We start from the raw sequence: 17,327 nt of genomic DNA on the forward strand, positions 1-17,327 counted from the left end.
GTCAGGACGCCGATGCCGACTATCGACAACAGCATAGACACCCGGTCTCGATCGCGCCCGGCGAGAGACCAAGAAATTTTGTCGCACCCGCCCCCAACGCGTTCGACTTCCGCTAAGCTCGTCGGCCAATGGCTCCCAACCGGTTGATCGGGTCGATGAATACGCTGCTGCTGGTTCTGATTTTGCTGCTGGTCGCCTCCGCGACCGGTGTCATCACACGCTTTGTCCCCACCCTTCCCACACCGCTGATACAGATATTTCTCGGCGCGCTGCTGGCGTGGCCGGCCTCGGGGCTGCATGTCGAGCTGGAGCCGGAAATCTTTCTGCTGCTGTTCATCGCCCCGCTACTGTTCGCCGATGCCAGACGCTTCCCGCAGCGCGAGTTCATGATCCTGCGCGGACCGATCCTGGCACTGGCGCTGGGCCTGGTGCTGTTCACGGTGGTCGGCGTCGGCTACTTCATTCACGTGCTGCTCCCGGCGCTGCCGTTGGCGATCTGCTTCGCCCTGGCGGCGATTCTCTCGCCCACCGATGCGGTGGCGGTGTCGTCGATCTCGGGCCGACTGCCGGTACCGCCTCGGTTGATGCGGATACTCGAAGGCGAGTCACTGATGAACGACGCTTCGGGTCTGGTCGCGTTCAAGTTCGCCATCGCCGCCGCCCTTACCGGGACATTCTCGCTGGCCGACGCCTCGTTGAGCTTCGTCATCATCTCGGTGGGTGGTCTGGCGGTGGGTGGCCTGCTGGCTTTCGGCTTCAACTTTCTGCGCACGCGGCTGATCGAGCGGCATCTGGGAGAGGCCACTACGGTTCAGGTCATTCTGCTGGTGCTGTTGCTGCCTTTCGCGGCCTATCTGCTGGCCGAGCACCTGGGCATGTCCGGCATCCTCTCGGCGGTCGCCGCCGGCATGGTGATGAACCGCGCGGACAGCAAACGTGTCGGTCAGTTGCATGCGCGCATGCAGACCCAGAGCGTGTGGGAAATGGTCGAGTTCATACTCAACGCGCTGGTCTTTCTGCTGCTGGGCTTCCAGCTGCCGGCGATCATCAGCGGGGCGCTGGACCACTCGCTCCACGACATCGGCGATTTCGAATTCCTGCGTCTGCTGGGCTATGTCGCGGCGATCTCGATCGCGCTGCTCGCCTCTCGCTTCTTCTGGATCTGGCTCGCCAGAGAGGTCGGTCGTGGCGCGACCCGGCTGAGCGGCTTCCTGCGCGGGCAGCCTCGCCTGACGTCGCCGGACAATAGCGGCCGGGTGCCGTTCAAGCTGATGCTGGCGGCAACGCTCGCCGGCATTCGCGGCACCATCACGCTCGCCGCCGCCATGTCTCTACCGCAGGTCATGGCCGACGGCACCCCGTTCCCCGGCCGCGAGCTGCTGATCTTTCTCGCCACCGGGGTCATTCTGTTCACGCTGGTCACCGGCAGCGTCGGTTTGCCGCTGGTGCTGCGCAACCTCAAGATTCCCGCCGACACCCATGAGTTCGAGGAAGAGCGCAAGGCGCGCATCGCCGGCGCCGAGGCCGCGATCTACCATATCGAACGCTACCACCATGATCGGACCGGCGAATTCGCGCGCAACAAGACCAACGACGAGACGATCCTGGCCTTCAACGACATCAGCTCGCAGCTAATGAGCTACTATCGCGAGCGCCTGACGCTGCACTCGGCCGATACCGCAACGCCCCAACTCGCCGCTTCGCGCCAGCTGGAGCGCGAGACCCGGCTGGAGGCCCTGCGCGCCGAACGCCGTCAGTACTACAAACTGCGCCAGCGGGATCACATCAACGACAGTGTTCTCCGCAAGCTGGTCCGCGAGGTCGACCTGGCCGAAGCCGCGCTGACCGGCGATCAGAGCGCCGCCCATCACTGATCGCAGCACTGGCCGATACCTTCAACACGCCGACAGATATCAACACCTGGAGACTTCGCATGCCTCGATTCCTTGCCCGCTCGGCACGTGCCGCATTGTTCGCCGCCGCGCTACTGGGGCTGGCCAATTCCGCATCGGCCCAAGAGCCCGAGTCGACGGCTTCGGGGGACACAGCGCCCTCGGTGCCGGGGCTGATCGTCGCCAAGAGCGACGCCAGTGTTCACGATACGGCGTCTCGATTCGCCGAACAGGCCCGCACCAGCGGCATGACCGTGTTCGCCCGTGTCGATCACCGACAGGGCGCGATGTCGCGCAGCATGGCGCTGTTGCCCAACGAAGTGATCATCTTCGGTGACCCCAAGGGCGGCACGCCGTTGATGCAATGCGCGCCGAGCGCCGGCATCGACCTGCCGATGAAAGCGCTGATCTGGCAGGACGACGACGGCCAGACCTGGCTCGGCTACAACGATCCCGCCTGGATCGCCGAACGCCACGGCGCCGCCGACTGCCCGGCGGTCAAACCGCTGCAGCAGACAATGCAGAAACTGGTGAAAGCGACGTTGCAGCAGTAGTGTCGCGAAAGAAAAAGCCGCCGCGCCGCCTGATATAAACGTCAAACGGCGCGGCGGCTTTCGTTTGCCGCGAGAACGATCATCTCACGCTGCGCGTGCCTTTCGAGGCATTACGCGCTTCGCGCCTATCTGTTACGCGCTTCGCGCCTGGGGCACGTCGTCCATCAGCTTGTCGAGAGTGATCGGCAGTTCGCGGATGCGTTTGCCGGTGGCGTGATGGACCGCATTGGCAACCGCCGCTGCAAGGCCGGTGACGCCGATCTCGCCGATGCCGCGGGCGCCGTATTCGTTGAACGCCAGGTCCGGATGGTCGAGCAGGATCACGTCGATTTCCGGCTGGTCGGCGTGCACCGGCACCACGTATTCGGCGTAGTCGTTATTGACCGGGCGGGCGTTGCGCTCGTCATATTCGGTGGCCTCGAACAGGCCCATGCCGATGCCCATCACCACGGCGCCTTCGACCTGATTGCGCGCGGTGGTTTCGTTGATCACGCGGCCCACGTCGATGGCGCTGACCACCCGCGCCACCCGAAGATGCGAAATGCCCGGATCCCAGCGCACCTCGACGAAGTGAGCGCCGAAGGATCGGTAGGAGTACTTCGAATCCGCTCCTTCGGTATGCGCTTCCCCATCGGCGCTGCCGTAGCGTCCCGCCTTGAGAATATCGGCGAAGCTCGCCTGCTTGCCGTCGGCAGTGCGCAGGCCGCCGTCGGCGACTTCCAGCTCGTCGCTGGACGCCCCGGCGAAGGCGCCGTTGCTGCCAGTTGCGTAGCGCTTGATCTCATCGAGCGCCTTGCGTGCCGCTCCGGCAATCGCCGGCAGCGTGGTCGCCGTCGCCCAGGAGCCGCCGGAAACCGGCCCGTCCGGATAGGACGAATCCCCCAGCTTGACGGTGATGCGATCGATCGGGATGCCGGTCACGTCGCTGACCGCCTGGGCGACGATAGTGTAAGTGCCGGTACCGATATCCTGGGTGGCGCAGGAGGCAAACGCCGTGCCGTCGGCACGGATCGAGACACGCGCGTCGCAGGGGCGTTTCAGCGCTTCCCAGTTGCAGGCTGCCATGCCGTAGCCGACGATCTCGCGGCCCTTGCGCATGCTGCCGATCTCGGGATTGCGGTCGGCCCAGCCAAACTTCTCCGCCGCCCGGTTCGTCGCTTCGACGATATGGTTGCTGGAGAAATCCAGATCCTGGCTCTCGTCGCGCTCGGCGTAGTTGTCGAGCCGGAACTGCACCGGGTCGACACCGGCAGCGTCGGCCATCTCGTCGATCGCCGATTCCAGTGCGAACAGCCCCGGCGCGGCGCCCGGTGCGCGCATCGAGGTCGGCGTGCCGCGATTCACCTGGGTGGTCTCGTGGCTGACCGTGAGGTTAGAACAGCTGTAGAGACTCTTGGTCACGCTGCCGCAGGTTTCGACGTACTGATCGGTATAGGACGTGGTGTTGATCGCTTCATGACGCAGCGACACCAGCTTGCCGTTCGCGTCCGTCGCCAGGCGCAGGCGCTGTCGCGTTTCCGGCCGATGCCCGGTGGTGGTGAACATCTGCTGACGCGGCACCACGAGCTGCACCGGACGCCCGAGTTCCCGGGACACCGCCGCCGTGGCGATGGCATGCGGCCAGGTCCACAGCTTGCTGCCGAAACCGGAGCCGATGTAGGGCGCGTGCACGGTGATCCGCTCCGGCGGTATGGCGAATATCTTGGAGAGCGCGTTTCGCGCCACCACGACGCCCTGGGAGGCATCGAAAATTGTCAGATGCTCGTCGTCCCACCAAGCGGTGGAAGCGTGCATCTCCATCGGATTGTGGGTCTCAACCGGCGTGCGGTAGGTCACATCGATGGTGGTCGCCGCGCTATCGAACGCCGAGGCCGCGTCTCCGCGATCATGATTGCCGCTGCCGGCCTGGGTGCCGTTGGCCTCGACGCCCTGGTCGAGATTGGCCACGGTCTTGTCGGTCGAGTAGGTCACCTTGACTCGCCGCGCCGCCGCTCGGGCATTCTCGAAGGTGTCCGCGATCACCAGTGCCACGAACTGCCCTTCGTAGTAAACGCGTTCGTCCTCGAACGGCAGCCGGGTCTCCTCGACCTTGTTGCCCTGGGCGAAGCTCGATGGCGTCCGGTACAGCGACGGAAAGTGGCTGTGGTGGAAGATATCGATGACGCCCGGCATCTTGCGGGCTTCGTCGACGCTCAACTGCGAAACCTTGCCACTGGCGATGGTGCTGAAGACGCCGTAGCCGTAGGCCAGGTTAGGCGGCAGGTTGTCGGCGGCATAGTTGGCGCGGCCGGAGAGCTTGTCCGGGCCGTCGATGCGCGGCACGCCGGCGCCGATGATGCTTTGCTGTTTGTCGCTCATGGTCGATTCTCCTCGCGGGCGATCAGGCGGCGGTCAGATCGGAAAGATTGCGCACGATGGCCTGCTGGCCGAGCGGAATCTTGTAGCCGTTGTGGGCGTAGGCGACGGCATTCTCGAAAGCGAGCTTTGCGGCGTCGGCAAAGAGCTGCTCGCTCGCGGCCTTGCCCTTGAGCGCCGCTTCCACTTCCGGCGCGCGCCAAGGCTTGGTGCCGACACCGCCCATCGCCACCCGCGCCTCGCGAATGGTGTTGCCATCCATCTGAACGATCACCGCGCTGGAGGCGAGCGCGAACTGATAGGACTGACGATCGCGCAGCTTGAGATAGGCCGATCGGCTGCCCTCGAGCGGGGCGTCGAGAACGACGTGAGTGATCAGCTCACCCGGTTCCAACGCATGCTCTCGCGCCGGCGTCTTGCCGGGCAGCAGGTGGAAGTCGGCGAAGTCGATCTCGCGCGAGCCTTCCGGCCCTTGAACGACCACGGTGGCGCCGATTGCGATCATGGCGACGCACATGTCAGACGGGTGCGAGGCGATACAGTCATCGCTGGTGCCGAGCACCGCATGAACGGTGCGGTTGACGCCGCCGATCGCCGCACAGCCGCTGCCGGGCTCGCGCTTGTTGCAGTCGGAGACACCATCGCGGAAATAGGGACAGCGCACCCGCTGCATCACGTTCCCGCCGGTGGTCGCCTTGTTGCGCAGCTGGGTCGAGGCGCCGGCCAGCAGAGCTTGTGACAGCACGGCGTAGTCATCGACCACGCGCTTGTCCCGCGCCAGGGCGGTGTTGGTCACCATCGCGCCGATACGCAGGCGGCCGTCGTCCAGCCGCTCGATCTTGTCCAGAGCGACGCCGTTGATATCGACGATCTTGTTCGGCTGCATGATGTCGAGCTTGACCAGATCCAGCAGTGTCGTGCCACCGGCCAGGAACGAGACCTCGCGGTCGCTCCCATGCGCGGCGACCGCCTGTTGCGCACTGTCGGCGCGGGCGTATTCGAAATGTCTCATGCGTTGCCTCCCTTCACGGCGCCTCGAGCTGACTGGATCGCCGCCACGATGTTCTTGTAGGCGCCGCAGCGGCAGATATTGCCGCTCATCGCCTCGCGCACGTCAGCGTCACTCTTGCCGATGTCATCATCCTGGAGGATCGCCACGGCACTCATCATCTGACCCGCCGTGCAGTAGCCGCACTGATAGGCATCGTGTTCAAGAAACGCCTGCTGGATCGGATGCTGCTGGCCGTTCTTCTCGAGTCCTTCGACGGTGGTGATCTCGTCGCCGTCGTGGGTCACCGCCAGGCTCAGACACGAATTGATTGCGGTGCCGTCGACCAGAATCGTGCAGGCGCCGCACTGGCCGTGGTCGCAGCCCTTCTTGGTGCCGGTGAGCTTGAGCCCGTGACGCAGCGCATCGAGCAGAATGACGTTGGGCGCCACGTCCAGCTGCTGGCGCTGGCCGTTGACGACCAACGTGATACGTTGCTTGCCCTCGGCGGGCGGCGCGTCAGTCTGCGTTTCTGGCTGGTCCGGCGAGCCGGCGTAGCTCACCTGGGAAAGCGCCGGCGCCGCCGCTACGGCCAACCCGGAGATACCGGCGGTCTGCAGGAAGCGACGGCGGCCGGGCGAACTCGGTCGCGTCGCGTGATCGTCGGGATCGTAGATGGCTACGCTCGAACTCGAACGCTGGTTATCGTCCATGGAATCGTCCTCATCAGTTTCTGCCCGGTCGTTTTCGTTGTGGCTATCGGTATCGTTCGGAACGGGTGCGCCTCGCAGCGCGAGACGACGAAGGCAGTGAGAATTCGCTGCCCGGGAAGTCCGTAGACACCGTCGTGTCAGGCGACGGAGATTTATTCAACTTAGGGGAGGAAACGAGGCGGTGCAAAGCCCGGCGGCGGATTCAGGAGTATCCCGCCGCGATTGCGGAGAAATGGGCATGAAGAACAGCATCTTCTGCGACTGGCCTTTTTACCTACACTGCCGTATGTTTTCGCCATCTCCCGAGTCCGCCGCAAGGATGAATGACATGATCGATTCACGGAAATTGGCTTGGCAACTCGCGCTTGCCGCAGGCAGTGTCGCTATCAGCTCGGCGGTCTTCGCCGCACAGCCCGAGTGGGAGGGCACCGTCGGAGCCGGGGCGATCTACAGCCCGGACTATCTGGGCAGCGACGACTACGAATGGAACGCCTGGCCGTCACTGGATGCCACTTACGGCGATACCTTCTTCGTCAGCGTCACCGACGGCATTGGCTGGAACGTGATCAAGCAGGATAACTGGCGAGTCGCGCCGTTCATCGGTTACACCTTCGGCCGTGACGATACCGGCGACATCGACGATCTCGACCAAGTCGACGGCGGCGTCACCGGCGGGCTACGGGTCAGCTATGTCGACCAGGCGTGGCGCTACAGTGGCGCCGCGGAAACGCCCTTCAGCGGCGACATCGACGGCTATCGCGTCAAGTTCAAGGCGACTCATATCACCAAGCTCGGCGAACGCGCGGTCTTTACCATCGGGCCGCGCTTCGAGTACACCAGCGCCGCCTGGACCGACGACATGTTCGGCGTCTCGAATCGCGAGAGCGCGCGTTCCGGTATCGACGCCTACGATCCGGACGACGGCTATTTCGCCATCGGTGGCGACGCCTCGCTCAGCTACTACCTCACGCGGCAGTGGTCGATCACCGGCCTGGTCGGCGTCTCACGCCTGACCGGCGATGCCGCGGACAGCTCGATCGTCGATGATGAGGGCGATGCGACCCAGTGGCGGGCGGGAGCATTCATCAACTACCACTTCTAAATCGTAGAGACATGAAAGCGCCCGCCCCGGTGTCAGCCGGGGCGGGCGCTTTCGTTTCTCAGCATACAGCGCCTAAGGAAGCGCTGAATAAATCGCCGAACGAGATGAAGGGCAAGGCGCACGGAACGCAGAGGGTGAGACATAACATGGGGTTAGGCGAGCCTTCGAGTACCGCGCAACGCAGCCATTCGTTCGTGCAGGCATTTATGCATTGGTTCCCTAACGGCGTTTGAGTTCGGCGCCAAACTCCAGCATCCGATCCAGTGGCACCAGCGCACGCGCGGCAATCTCGGGATCGACGTGGATCTCCTGGCCGCAGCCGTTGGCGTCTTCGAGTACCGCCAGCGTGTTCTCGAGACCGTTCATCGCCATCCACGGACAGCTGGCGCAACTGCGACATGTCGCACCGTTGCCTGCCGTGGGCGCAGCCATGAAGGTCTTGTCGGGCATCAGCTGCTGCATCTTGTAGAAGATTCCACGATCGGTGGCGACGATGAAGCTGGGATTGTCGAGCTGCTGCGCCGCCGCGATCAGCTGCGACGTCGAGCCGACCACGTCGGCGATTTCCACCACCGACGCCGGAGACTCCGGATGCACGAGCACCGCCGCTTCCGGATGCAGCGCCTTGAGCTCGACAATGCCCTTGGCCTTGAACTCGTCATGGACGATGCACTCACCGTCCCAGCAGAGCACGTCGGCTCCGGTTCGCTCGCGGACATAGTTGCCCAGGTGGCGATCCGGCGCCCACAGGATCTTCTCGCCCTGCCGATCGAGATGATCGATCAATTCGACCGCGATGGAAGAGGTCACCACCCAGTCGGCGCGGGCTTTCACTGCCGCCGAGGTGTTGGCGTAGACCACCACGGTGCGATCCGGATGCTGGTCACAGAAGGCGGAGAAAGCGTCCGCCGGGCAGCCGATGTCCAGCGAGCAGGTCGCTTCCAGCGTCGGCATGAAGACCCGCTTCTCCGGGCTCAGGATCTTGGCGGTCTCGCCCATGAAGCGCACGCCGGCGACGATCAGCGTCATCGCCGGGTGATCCTTGCCGAAGCGCGCCATCTCCAGCGAATCGGCCACACAGCCACCGGTCGCTTCCGCCAGCGCCTGGATTTCGGGATCGGTGTAATAGTGCGCCACCAGTACCGCATTGCGGGCCTTCAACTGCGCCGCGATACGCTCCCGATAGTGCGCCTTGGCGCTCTCGCCGAGCGCAGGCGGCGTGTTACCCGCCAAGTGCTCGCGAACCCGATCCCGCTCCAGTTCCGCCATCGATCCGTCTCCGTCAGTCCTGCAGCCACTCGGTGTGGAACGTCCCTTCCCGATCGACACGCTTGTAGGTATGGGCGCCGAAGAAGTCGCGCTGGGCCTGGATCAGGTTGGCCGGCAGTTTCTCGCTGCGATAGCTGTCGTAGTAGGCGATCGCCGAGGAGAAGGTCGGCACCGGGATGCCGTTCTGGACGGCGTGGGAAATCACGTCCCGAAGCGCCGATTGATAGTTGCCGGCGATCTCGCCGAAGTACGGCGCCATCAGCAGGTTCTTGAGCTCGGGATTCTCTTTATAGGCGTCGGTGATCTTCTGCAGGAAGCGGGCGCGGATGATGCAGCCGGCGCGGAACAGCTTGGCGACTTCGCCGTAGTTAAGGTTCCAGTCGTAGTGCTCGGAAGCGGCGCGCATCTGGGCAAAGCCCTGGGCGTAGGAGGCGATCTTGCTGAAGAACAGCGCCTTGCGTACCTTCTCGATGAACTCGGCCTTGTCGCCCTGGAGCGGCGTTTCCTTGGGGCCCTTGAGCACCTTGGAGGCTTCGACGCGCTCGTCTTTCAGCGCCGAGATGAAGCGCGCGAAGACCGACTCGGTGATCAGCGGCAGCGGTACGCCGAGATCCATCGCGCTCTTGCTGGTCCACTTGCCGGTGCCCTTCTGGCCCGCGGAATCGAGGATGATGTCGACCACGTCCTGATCGCTCTGGTCGTCCTTCTTGGTGAAAATCCTGGCGGTGATGTCGATCAGGTAGCTGTCGAGTTCGCCTTCGTTCCACTCGCTGAAGATGTCGGCCAGCTCGGCGTTCGAGAGCCCCAACGACCCCTTGAGAATCGAATAGGCTTCGGCGATCAGCTGCATGTCGCCGTACTCGATGCCGTTGTGGACCATCTTGACGTAATGGCCAGCGCCGTCCGGGCCGACATAGGTGACACACGGCTCGCCGTCGTCGGCGCGCGCGGCGATCTTCTCGAGGATCGGCGCGACCATGTCGTAGGCTTCCTTCTGGCCGCCCGGCATGATCGACGGGCCTTTCAGCGCGCCCTCTTCGCCTCCGGAGACGCCGGTGCCGATGAAGTTGAAGCCCGCTTCCGAGAGCTCCTTGTTGCGCCGAATGGTGTCCTCGAACGGCGTGTTGCCGCCGTCGATCAGGATATCGCCCTTGTCCAGATGCGGCTTGAGCGATTCGATCGTCTTGTCGGTGGCATCGCCCGCCTTGACCATCAGCAGAATGCGGCGCGGCGTCTCGAGCGAGGCGACGAACTCCTCGACGCTGTAGAACGGCACCAGCTTGCTGTCAGGATTTTCCTGCATGACTTCATCGGTCTTCTCCCGCGAGCGGTTGAAGATCGACACCGTGTAATCCCGGCTCTCGATGTTGAGCGCCAGATTGCGGCCCATGACGGCCATGCCGACGACACCGATTTGCTGTTTGGCCATGATCTTGTGCTCCTTGCGAAAATAAAGCCGTCACGCGGCGATAAACGATAACGGTAGTGTAAGCCACAGACGCGAATCATCCGAATCGCGTCCGATCTTCCGATTTCACGCTGCGAGGCGGGAAGCGCTGGAGACATCGTCGAGCGGAGTAAGACGCAAGGCGTACGGAGCACAGGAACCGGAGCCTATGGGGTATAGGTGAGGATTCCGATCGGACCGGCGCCCCGGCACCGCACAACGCAGCGTATTGCCCGCGCAGACATGTATTCAGTGTTTCCTAGTGGGCTTCGTCCCAGTTCGCCCCACTATTGGCCTCCACGATCAGCGGCACATTGAGCTGGGCAGCGTTCTGCATCCGCCCACTGATGGCGCCGAGGAAGTCCTGGGTCTGACTCTCCTTGACCTCAAACACCAGCTCATCGTGAACCTGCATCACCATCCAGGCATCGAACTCTGCCTCTTCCTTGACCGGGTTGAGCCAGTGGTGCACGTCGATCATCGCCAGCTTGATGATATCGGCGGCGGTACCCTGCATCGGCGCGTTGATCGCGGTGCGTTCCGCTGCCTGACGCCGGGCATGGTTCTGGGCCTTGATCTCCGGCAGATAGAGGCGGCGACCGAACACGGTCTCGACGAAGCCATCCTCGCCGGCCTGAGCGCGAATGTTGTCCATGAACTTGGCCACGCCCGGATAACGGTCGAAGTAGCGGTCGATGTAGACCTTGGCCTGCTTGGCCTCGATATGCAGCTGCCTGGAAAGGCCCCAGGCGCTCATGCCGTAGATCAGGCCGAAGTTGATCGCCTTGGCGCTGCGGCGCTGGTCGGTCGTGACCTTCTCCAGCTCAACACCGAAGACTTCGGCGGCGGTGGCGGCGTGAATGTCACGATCGTTGGCGAAAGCGTCCAGCAGGCCCTTGTCGTCGGAGAGATGCGCCATGATCCGCAGCTCGATCTGGGAGTAGTCGGCGGCGACGATCCGGTAGCCCTCGCGAGCCACGAACGCCTGACGAATCTTGCGCCCCTCTTCCGTCCGGATCGGGATGTTCTGCAGGTTGGGATCGGAGGATGACAGCCGCCCGGTCGCCGTCACCGCCTGGTGATAGCTGGTGTGCAGCCGGCCGGTCATCGGATTGACCAGCCGCGGCAGCTTGTCGGTATAGGTCGACTTGAGCTTAGTCATGCCGCGATGCGCCATGATCAGCTTGGGCAGCGGGAAGTCCAGTGCCAGCTCTTCGAGCACGGCTTCGGCGGTGCTCGGTGCGCCCTTGGGCGTCTTCTTGATCACCGGGATCTTCTGCTCCTCGAACAGAATCTCCGCCAGCTGCTTGGGCGAACCGAGGTTGAACTCCTTGCCGGCCAGTTCGAACGCCTCACGCTCCAGCTCGCGGATCCGCCCTTCCAGCTCCTGGCTCTGGGTATGCAGGCGCGTGGCGTCCAGCGCTACGCCGCCACGCTCCATGTGCGACAGCACCGGAATCAGCGGCCGCTCGAGGGTATCGAGCACCTCGGCCAGCCGCCCGGCTTCCTCCACCTTGGGCCGCAGCGCCTGGTGCAGGCGCAGGGTGATATCGACGTCCTCGCAGGCGTAGGGCACGGCCTCTTCGAGGGCGATCTGGTTGAAGGTGAGCTGCTTGACGCCCTTGCCGGCGATATCCTGAAAACTGATGGTCTTCTCGCCGAGATACTTGAGCGCCAGCGAATCCATGTCATGCCGGGTGGCGATGGAGTTCAGCACGTAGGATTCGAGCATGGTGTCGTTAAGCGCCCCGGCGACCCGAATCTGATAGCGCGCCAGCACCGAGATATCGTACTTGAGATTCTGGCCGATCTTACCGATCTCGGGGTTTTCCAGCAGCGGCTTGAGCGCCGCCAGCACCGCCGTACGGTCGAGCTGCGCCGGGGCGTCGAGATAGTCGTGGCCGACCGGGATGTAGGCCGCCTCGCCGGGTTCCAGCGACAGGCCGATGCCCACGATATCGGCTTCCATGTAGTTGAGGCTGGTGGTCTCGAGATCGAAACAGAACGCTTCGCTGGTTTTCAGCCGTTCGAGCCAGGCGTCGAATTCCGCCTGGGTCAGCAGCGTCTGGTCGTGACGCGCCGGTTTGGTCAGCGTCACGTCTTCGTCGATTTCCGATTTGCCGGCGTTCTCGGCGCCCACATCGTCGACGCCCTCGTCCCGGCCCTCGAGCAGTTCGGTCAGCCAGTTCTTGAACTCGAGCCGCTGATAGAGCGCCTTCAGCGCCTCGCGGTCGGGTTCGGCCAGATGCAGATCGTCGAGCCCCACCGGCAGCTCGCAGTCGGTCTTGATCGTCGCCAGCTGGTAGGAGAGGAACGCCTGTTCGCGGTTTTCCTCCAGTTTCTTGGGCATCGTCTTGGCGCCGCGGAAACTCAACGTCGTGACCTTCTCCAGGTCGGCGTAGATCGCATCCAGCCCGCCGCCGACGCCCTGCAGCAGTCCCAGCGCCGTCTTGCCACCGACGCCGGGCACGCCGGGAATGTTGTCGACCTTGTCGCCCATCAGCGCCAGATAATCGATGATCAACGACGGCGGAATGCCGAACTTGGCCTCGACGCCGGCCACGTCGAGCGTCTCGTTCTTCATGGTGTTGACCAGGGTGATGTGCTGGTTGACCAGCTGGGCCATGTCCTTGTCACCGGTGGAGATCACCGCGTCGCGGCCGGACTCGGTGGCCAGGCGCGCCAGCGTGCCGATGACGTCATCTGCCTCGACGCCCTCGATGCACAACAGCGGCAGGCCGAGCGCGCGGACGCAGTCGTGCAGCGGCTCCACCTGCGGGCGCAGATCGTCCGGCATCGGCGGCCGGTGGGCCTTGTACTCGGCGTAGATCTCGTCGCGGAAGGTCTTGCCCTTGGCATCGAACACCACCGCCATGGGGCTTTTCGGGTACTGCTTGATCAGGCTTTTGAGCATCGACAGCACCCCGCGTACCGCGCCGGTGGGCTGGCCGTCGGAGGTCGATAGCGGCGGCAATGCGTGGAAAGCACGATAGAGGTAGGACGATCCGTCGACGAGGACGATGGGGGCATCTGCCATGAGCTGCATGATCCGTGGCTGGCTTTCGATGCCCTCATGATACGCAAGCCACGGCTCGGCGTCAGGGCATCCGCCTACGCGACCCTAACCTGGCCCCATGCGTCCGGATGCTGGAAAGCGATACAATGGGACGATTCAAACACCGGTCAGATACCGGTGGATCCGCAACCCACAGCGAGCGAAGGAGTCTGCGATGAGAATTGGGTCGCGAATGGCCTCATGGCCGCGAATGAAGACGTGGCTGCCAGCCCTGCTGGCGGCGCTGCTGACCGGCGGGCTATCGCTGCCCGCCCTGGCGCAGTCCGCGGTTCAGCCCGAGATCACCTCGCAGAAGGATGACCAGCGCACGATCGACGAGTACCGCGTCAACGGCAAGCTCTACGCGATCCGGATCGTCCCCACTGGCGGAGAGGACAAGGGCGCCATCTACTTCCTCTACGACGACAACGGCGACGGTGACTTCAGGCGCGTCGACGCGTCCAGTGTGCCGGTGCCGAAATGGGTCCAGAGCGAGTGATCCATCGTGTTGATCGATTGAAGCGAGATTCGGCGCCGTTCGACGGTTCCATCACGGCCGGTGCCGCTCGTCGCTTATTGCTGGCGCCCGTTAGCCGGTAGGAGAGCGCCCCGCTAGCCGCTACAATGCGCGCTGTCTTTTATCCTGCGGTTTTCATCAGCGGTTCTTTACCCCTAATGTCCGCCCCCGATTCCGAGATCCCATGGCCGTATTCACCCCGTTGAGCGACGATCAGGTCGCCGAGTTTCTCGAACGCTACTCTGTCGGCCGCCTGCAGACGCTCAAGGGCGTGCCGCACGGCACCGAGAACAGCACCTTCTTCGTCACCACCGAGCAGGACGAGTGGGTTCTGACACTGTTCGAGCAGGGGGGATTCGAGGATCTGCCGTTCTTCGTCGATCTGCTGGATTACCTGGCCGCACGGCAACTGCCGGTGCCGGGCCCGGTTCATGATCGCGACGGCGTCGCGCTGCAGCGCCTGGCCGGGCGCCCCGCGCTGCTGTTTCCGCGCATGCCGGGCAGCCACCCCAGCGCCCCCAATCTCACCCAGTGCGCCGCGCTCGGCGATGCCTTGGGACGGATGCATCAGGCCTCGCAGGACTTTACCGGCGAACGCGCCAATCCGCGCGATCTCGCCTGGCTCCAGCGCCGTCATCGCGAAGTGCTGCCGTTCCTGTCGGAGGACGACCAGGCCTTGATGAGCCGCGAGATTGCCGACTACGCCCAGGCATTCGCGGATATCGAGCTGCCAAAGGGCGCCATCCACGGCGACCTGTTCCGTGACAACACGCTTTATGACGGCGACCGGCTCGGCGGCATCATCGACTTCTACAACGGCTGCAGCGGCGAGCTGCTGTTCGATCTGGCGATCGTGATCAACGACTGGACCAGCGACGACGCCGGCGACATCGACGAGCCGCGCTACGCCGCCATCCTCGGCGCCTATCTCGCGCATCGCCCGCTGACCGAGCAGGAGCGCGAGCTGTGGCCGACCATGCTGCGGCTGACGGCGCTGCGCTACTGGCTGTCGCGACTGCTGGTGATCCACGTCGATCCGCCGGCCCACGACATCACGCCCCACGACCCGGCGCGCTTTCGCACCCTGCTGGGCAGACGTCTCGACGGCCGCGTACCGCCGCTGCCCATCGCCGCCGAATGAATCACGATTTTCGCCTAAAAGGCTGTGCCGATAGCGACTTTCGACTAGTTTTTCCCTGACATTCAGTGGTCGTCGCGTTCCCGCGCCGTCATAATGCGCGCCATTCGCGTTCCCGGCCTTTTCGTCACCATTCACGCCGGGGGCTACTTGTTTTCTGTTTTGTTGCCGGCCGACCGGAGAGCGTCATGACGAATCCTTCACCCGCTGCACGAGCTCGCCGTACCTACAACATCGATCAGTGGGGCAGCGGCTATTTCGATGTCGATGACGAGGGCCGCACACTGGTTCGCCCGCTGGGCAGTGAAGTTCCCGGACCCACGCTGGTGCTCGACACCCTGGTCGACCGGCTGCGCGATGCCGGGCTGCGGCTGCCGGTGCTGGTACGCTTCATCGATATCCTCCACGATCGCGTCGAGCAGCTCTGCATGGCCTTCGACAACGCGATGAAGGAGGAGGATTACCAGGCCAGCTACACCGCGGTCTATCCGATCAAGGTCAACCAGCAGCGTCGCGTGGTGGAGGAGATTCTCGCCACCCAGGAGCGCGGTCGTGGCCGGGTCGGGCTGGAAGCGGGCAGCAAGCCGGAACTGATGGCGGTACTCGCCCTTTCCGGCGACGAGGGTTCGTCGCTGATCGTCTGCAACGGCTATAAGGATCGCGAATACATTCGCCTGGCGCTGATGGGCGAAAAGCTCGGCCACAAGGTCTACCTGGTGGTCGAGAAGTACTCGGAGCTGAGCCTGATCCTGGAAGAGGCCGAAAACCTCAAGGTGAAACCGCGCATCGGCCTGCGCGCGCGGCTCTCCTCGGTGGGCAAGGGCAAGTGGCAGGATACCGGTGGCGAGAAATCCAAGTTCGGGCTTACCGCCAGCCAGCTGCTGGCGATCACCGAACGGCTGCGTGACGCGGATGCGCTGGATTGCCTGCAGCTGGTGCACTTCCACCTCGGCTCGCAGATCGCCAACATTCGCGACATACAGCGGGGCCTGCGCGAGTGCGCACGCTTCTATCACAGCCTGCGCGATCTCGGTGCGCCGATCGACACGGTGGATGTCGGCGGCGGCCTGGGCGTCGATTACGAAGGCACCCGCTCGCAGAGCTTCTGTTCGATCAACTATTCGATGCAGGAGTATGCCACCAACGTGGTGTGGGCGTTCCGTCAGATCTGCGAGACCCACAACCTGCCGCATCCGCAGCTGATCTCGGAATCCGGCCGCGCGCTGACCGCGCATCACGCGGTGCTGGTCACCAACGTGATCGGCGAAGAGCGTCTGGGCCATATCGAGCCGGAGCGCCGGGTCGAGGGCGACGCCCACGTCGCCGAACTGTGGCGCGTCTACGACCGGCTCGAAGGCATGCGCGAACCCCGCGATCTGGTCGAGGCCTACCACGATGTGGTCCAGGCGGTGGGCGAGCTGCAGGATCGTTTCGTGCTGGGTCTGGCCAACATGCAGGCCCGCGCTGAGGGCGAGTCGGTCTACTTCGCCGCCTGCCAGCGCCTTCACAAGCGGCTCGACAATCGCAATCGCGCCCATCGCGAGATCGCCGACGAACTGGCCGAAAAGCTCGCCGACAAGCTGTTCGCCAACTTCTCGCTGTTCCAGTCGCTGCCGGACGTATGGGGGATCGATCAGGTCTTCCCGGTGCTGCCGCTGACCGGTCTGGATCGCGAACCGACCCGGCGCGGCGTGATTCAGGACATTACCTGCGATTCCGACGGCCGGATCGATCTCTACGTCGACGGCCAGGGGCTCGAGAGCACCCTGCCGCTACCGGAGTGGGATGACGACGACGACAAGCTGATCGGGCTTTTTCTGGTCGGCGCCTATCAGGAAATCCTCGGCGACCTGCACAACCTGTTCGGCGACACCGATTCGGTGGACGTCGCTCTCGACGAGAACGGCGAATGGCGCCTTTCCCACGTCCAGCAGGGCGACGCGGTGGCGGACGTGCTCGGCTACGTCAATTTCGACGCCGTGGCGCTCAAGCGCAAGCTCACCGAACAGCTGATTGCCAGTCCGCTGACCGTCGAAGAGCGCGAGCTGTTCGTGAACGAGCTGTCGGAAGGCTTGAGCGGCTATACCTATCTGGAGTGATGGACGGCGAGCCAGGAAAGCCAAAATGGGCTTATTGCGAGAAAAGGGCCAGCGACGTCAGTCGCTGGCCCTTTTCGTAGCTCGTAGCTCGTAGCTCGTAGCTCGTAGCTCGTAGCTCGTAGCTCGTAGCTCGTAGCTCGTAGCTCGTAGCTCGTAGCTCGTAGCTCGTAGCTCGTAGCTCGTAGCTCGTAGCTCGTA

General features: G+C 63.9%; 12 protein-coding genes. 6 read left to right on the plus strand and 6 right to left on the minus strand.

Translation table 11 applies throughout. The features are described from left to right. Positions 1-155 precede the first annotated feature (155 nt). Positions 156-1,874, plus strand: coding sequence for a Na+/H+ antiporter (locus ACUN9V_RS07675; protein WP_445510960.1), 1,719 nt, complete (start codon positions 156-158; stop codon positions 1,872-1,874). Between the two features lie 59 nt (positions 1,875-1,933). Further along, complete coding sequence (locus ACUN9V_RS07680; RefSeq protein WP_445510961.1) at positions 1,934-2,446, plus strand: DUF302 domain-containing protein; 513 nt, start codon at positions 1,934-1,936, stop codon at positions 2,444-2,446. A 132-nt stretch (positions 2,447-2,578) separates the two neighbouring features. On the opposite strand, the gene ACUN9V_RS07685 is transcribed toward ACUN9V_RS07680, so the two are convergent. From ACUN9V_RS07685 to ACUN9V_RS07695, 3 genes are read right to left on the minus strand one after another with little or no spacing between them, the layout of a single operon-like run. After that, the gene (locus tag ACUN9V_RS07685; RefSeq protein ID WP_445510962.1) at positions 2,579-4,804 is read right to left on the minus strand and encodes a xanthine dehydrogenase family protein molybdopterin-binding subunit; all 2,226 of its coding nucleotides are present in this window, start codon (positions 4,802-4,804) and stop codon (positions 2,579-2,581) included. Between the two features lie 22 nt (positions 4,805-4,826). Beyond that, positions 4,827-5,813 carry an FAD binding domain-containing protein gene (locus tag ACUN9V_RS07690; protein ID WP_445510963.1) on the minus strand — a complete coding sequence of 329 codons (987 nt, stop codon included), beginning with the start codon at positions 5,811-5,813 and terminating at the stop codon, positions 4,827-4,829. Beyond that, positions 5,810-6,502, minus strand: a complete 693-nt coding sequence (locus tag ACUN9V_RS07695; protein ID WP_083627773.1) for a (2Fe-2S)-binding protein — start codon at positions 6,500-6,502, stop codon at positions 5,810-5,812. The genes ACUN9V_RS07690 and ACUN9V_RS07695 overlap by 4 nt, the downstream gene beginning before the upstream one ends. A 328-nt stretch (positions 6,503-6,830) precedes the next feature. On the opposite strand from ACUN9V_RS07695, the gene ACUN9V_RS07700 reads away from it, so the two are divergent. Next, positions 6,831-7,604, plus strand: coding sequence for a MipA/OmpV family protein (locus ACUN9V_RS07700; protein WP_445510964.1), 774 nt, complete (start codon positions 6,831-6,833; stop codon positions 7,602-7,604). 219 nt (positions 7,605-7,823) lie between these two features. On the opposite strand, the gene nadA is transcribed toward ACUN9V_RS07700, so the two are convergent. From nadA to polA, 3 genes are all read right to left on the minus strand, one after another. Then, positions 7,824-8,873, minus strand: coding sequence for a quinolinate synthase NadA (gene nadA, locus ACUN9V_RS07705; protein ID WP_445510965.1), 1,050 nt, complete (start codon positions 8,871-8,873; stop codon positions 7,824-7,826). Between the two features lie 13 nt (positions 8,874-8,886). Beyond that, positions 8,887-10,302, minus strand: a complete 1,416-nt coding sequence (gene gndA / locus ACUN9V_RS07710) for an NADP-dependent phosphogluconate dehydrogenase (RefSeq protein WP_445510966.1) — start codon at positions 10,300-10,302, stop codon at positions 8,887-8,889. Between the two features lie 277 nt (positions 10,303-10,579). Further along, on the minus strand, positions 10,580-13,357 hold the full coding sequence (polA, locus tag ACUN9V_RS07715; RefSeq protein WP_445510967.1) for a DNA polymerase I: 2,778 nt from the start codon (positions 13,355-13,357) through the stop codon (positions 10,580-10,582). Between the two features lie 193 nt (positions 13,358-13,550). Here polA and ACUN9V_RS07720 point away from each other — a divergent pair, with 193 nt between their 5' ends. The 3 genes from ACUN9V_RS07720 to speA all read left to right on the plus strand — a co-directional run bounded on the left by ACUN9V_RS07720 (position 13,551) and on the right by speA (position 17,129). Then, the gene (locus tag ACUN9V_RS07720) at positions 13,551-13,874 is read left to right on the plus strand and encodes a DUF2782 domain-containing protein (RefSeq protein WP_445510968.1); all 324 of its coding nucleotides are present in this window, start codon (positions 13,551-13,553) and stop codon (positions 13,872-13,874) included. A 202-nt stretch (positions 13,875-14,076) separates the two neighbouring features. Then, the gene (locus ACUN9V_RS07725; protein ID WP_439286403.1) at positions 14,077-15,033 is read left to right on the plus strand and encodes a homoserine kinase; all 957 of its coding nucleotides are present in this window, start codon (positions 14,077-14,079) and stop codon (positions 15,031-15,033) included. 185 nt (positions 15,034-15,218) lie between these two features. Next, positions 15,219-17,129, plus strand: a complete 1,911-nt coding sequence (gene speA, locus ACUN9V_RS07730) for a biosynthetic arginine decarboxylase (RefSeq protein WP_439286402.1) — start codon at positions 15,219-15,221, stop codon at positions 17,127-17,129. The last annotated feature ends 198 nt before the right edge of the window (positions 17,130-17,327 follow it).

The organism is Salinicola sp. V024 (assembly GCF_052645315.1).

Bases quoted from the DNA above. Each gene is read 5' to 3' on its own strand.
- ACUN9V_RS07675 (WP_445510960.1), top strand. From the start codon at position 156: ATGAATACGCTGCTGCTGGTTCTGATTTTGCTGCTGGTCGCCTCCGCG.
- ACUN9V_RS07680 (WP_445510961.1), top strand. From the start codon at position 1,934: ATGCCTCGATTCCTTGCCCGCTCGGCACGTGCCGCATTGTTCGCCGCC.
- ACUN9V_RS07685 (WP_445510962.1), bottom strand. From the start codon at position 4,804: ATGAGCGACAAACAGCAAAGCATCATCGGCGCCGGCGTGCCGCGCATC.
- ACUN9V_RS07690 (WP_445510963.1), bottom strand. From the start codon at position 5,813: ATGAGACATTTCGAATACGCCCGCGCCGACAGTGCGCAACAGGCGGTC.
- ACUN9V_RS07695 (WP_083627773.1), bottom strand. From the start codon at position 6,502: ATGGACGATAACCAGCGTTCGAGTTCGAGCGTAGCCATCTACGATCCC.
- ACUN9V_RS07700 (WP_445510964.1), top strand. From the start codon at position 6,831: ATGATCGATTCACGGAAATTGGCTTGGCAACTCGCGCTTGCCGCAGGC.
- nadA (WP_445510965.1), bottom strand. From the start codon at position 8,873: ATGGCGGAACTGGAGCGGGATCGGGTTCGCGAGCACTTGGCGGGTAAC.
- gndA (WP_445510966.1), bottom strand. From the start codon at position 10,302: ATGGCCAAACAGCAAATCGGTGTCGTCGGCATGGCCGTCATGGGCCGC.
- polA (WP_445510967.1), bottom strand. From the start codon at position 13,357: ATGGCAGATGCCCCCATCGTCCTCGTCGACGGATCGTCCTACCTCTAT.
- ACUN9V_RS07720 (WP_445510968.1), top strand. From the start codon at position 13,551: ATGAGAATTGGGTCGCGAATGGCCTCATGGCCGCGAATGAAGACGTGG.
- ACUN9V_RS07725 (WP_439286403.1), top strand. From the start codon at position 14,077: ATGGCCGTATTCACCCCGTTGAGCGACGATCAGGTCGCCGAGTTTCTC.
- speA (WP_439286402.1), top strand. From the start codon at position 15,219: ATGACGAATCCTTCACCCGCTGCACGAGCTCGCCGTACCTACAACATC.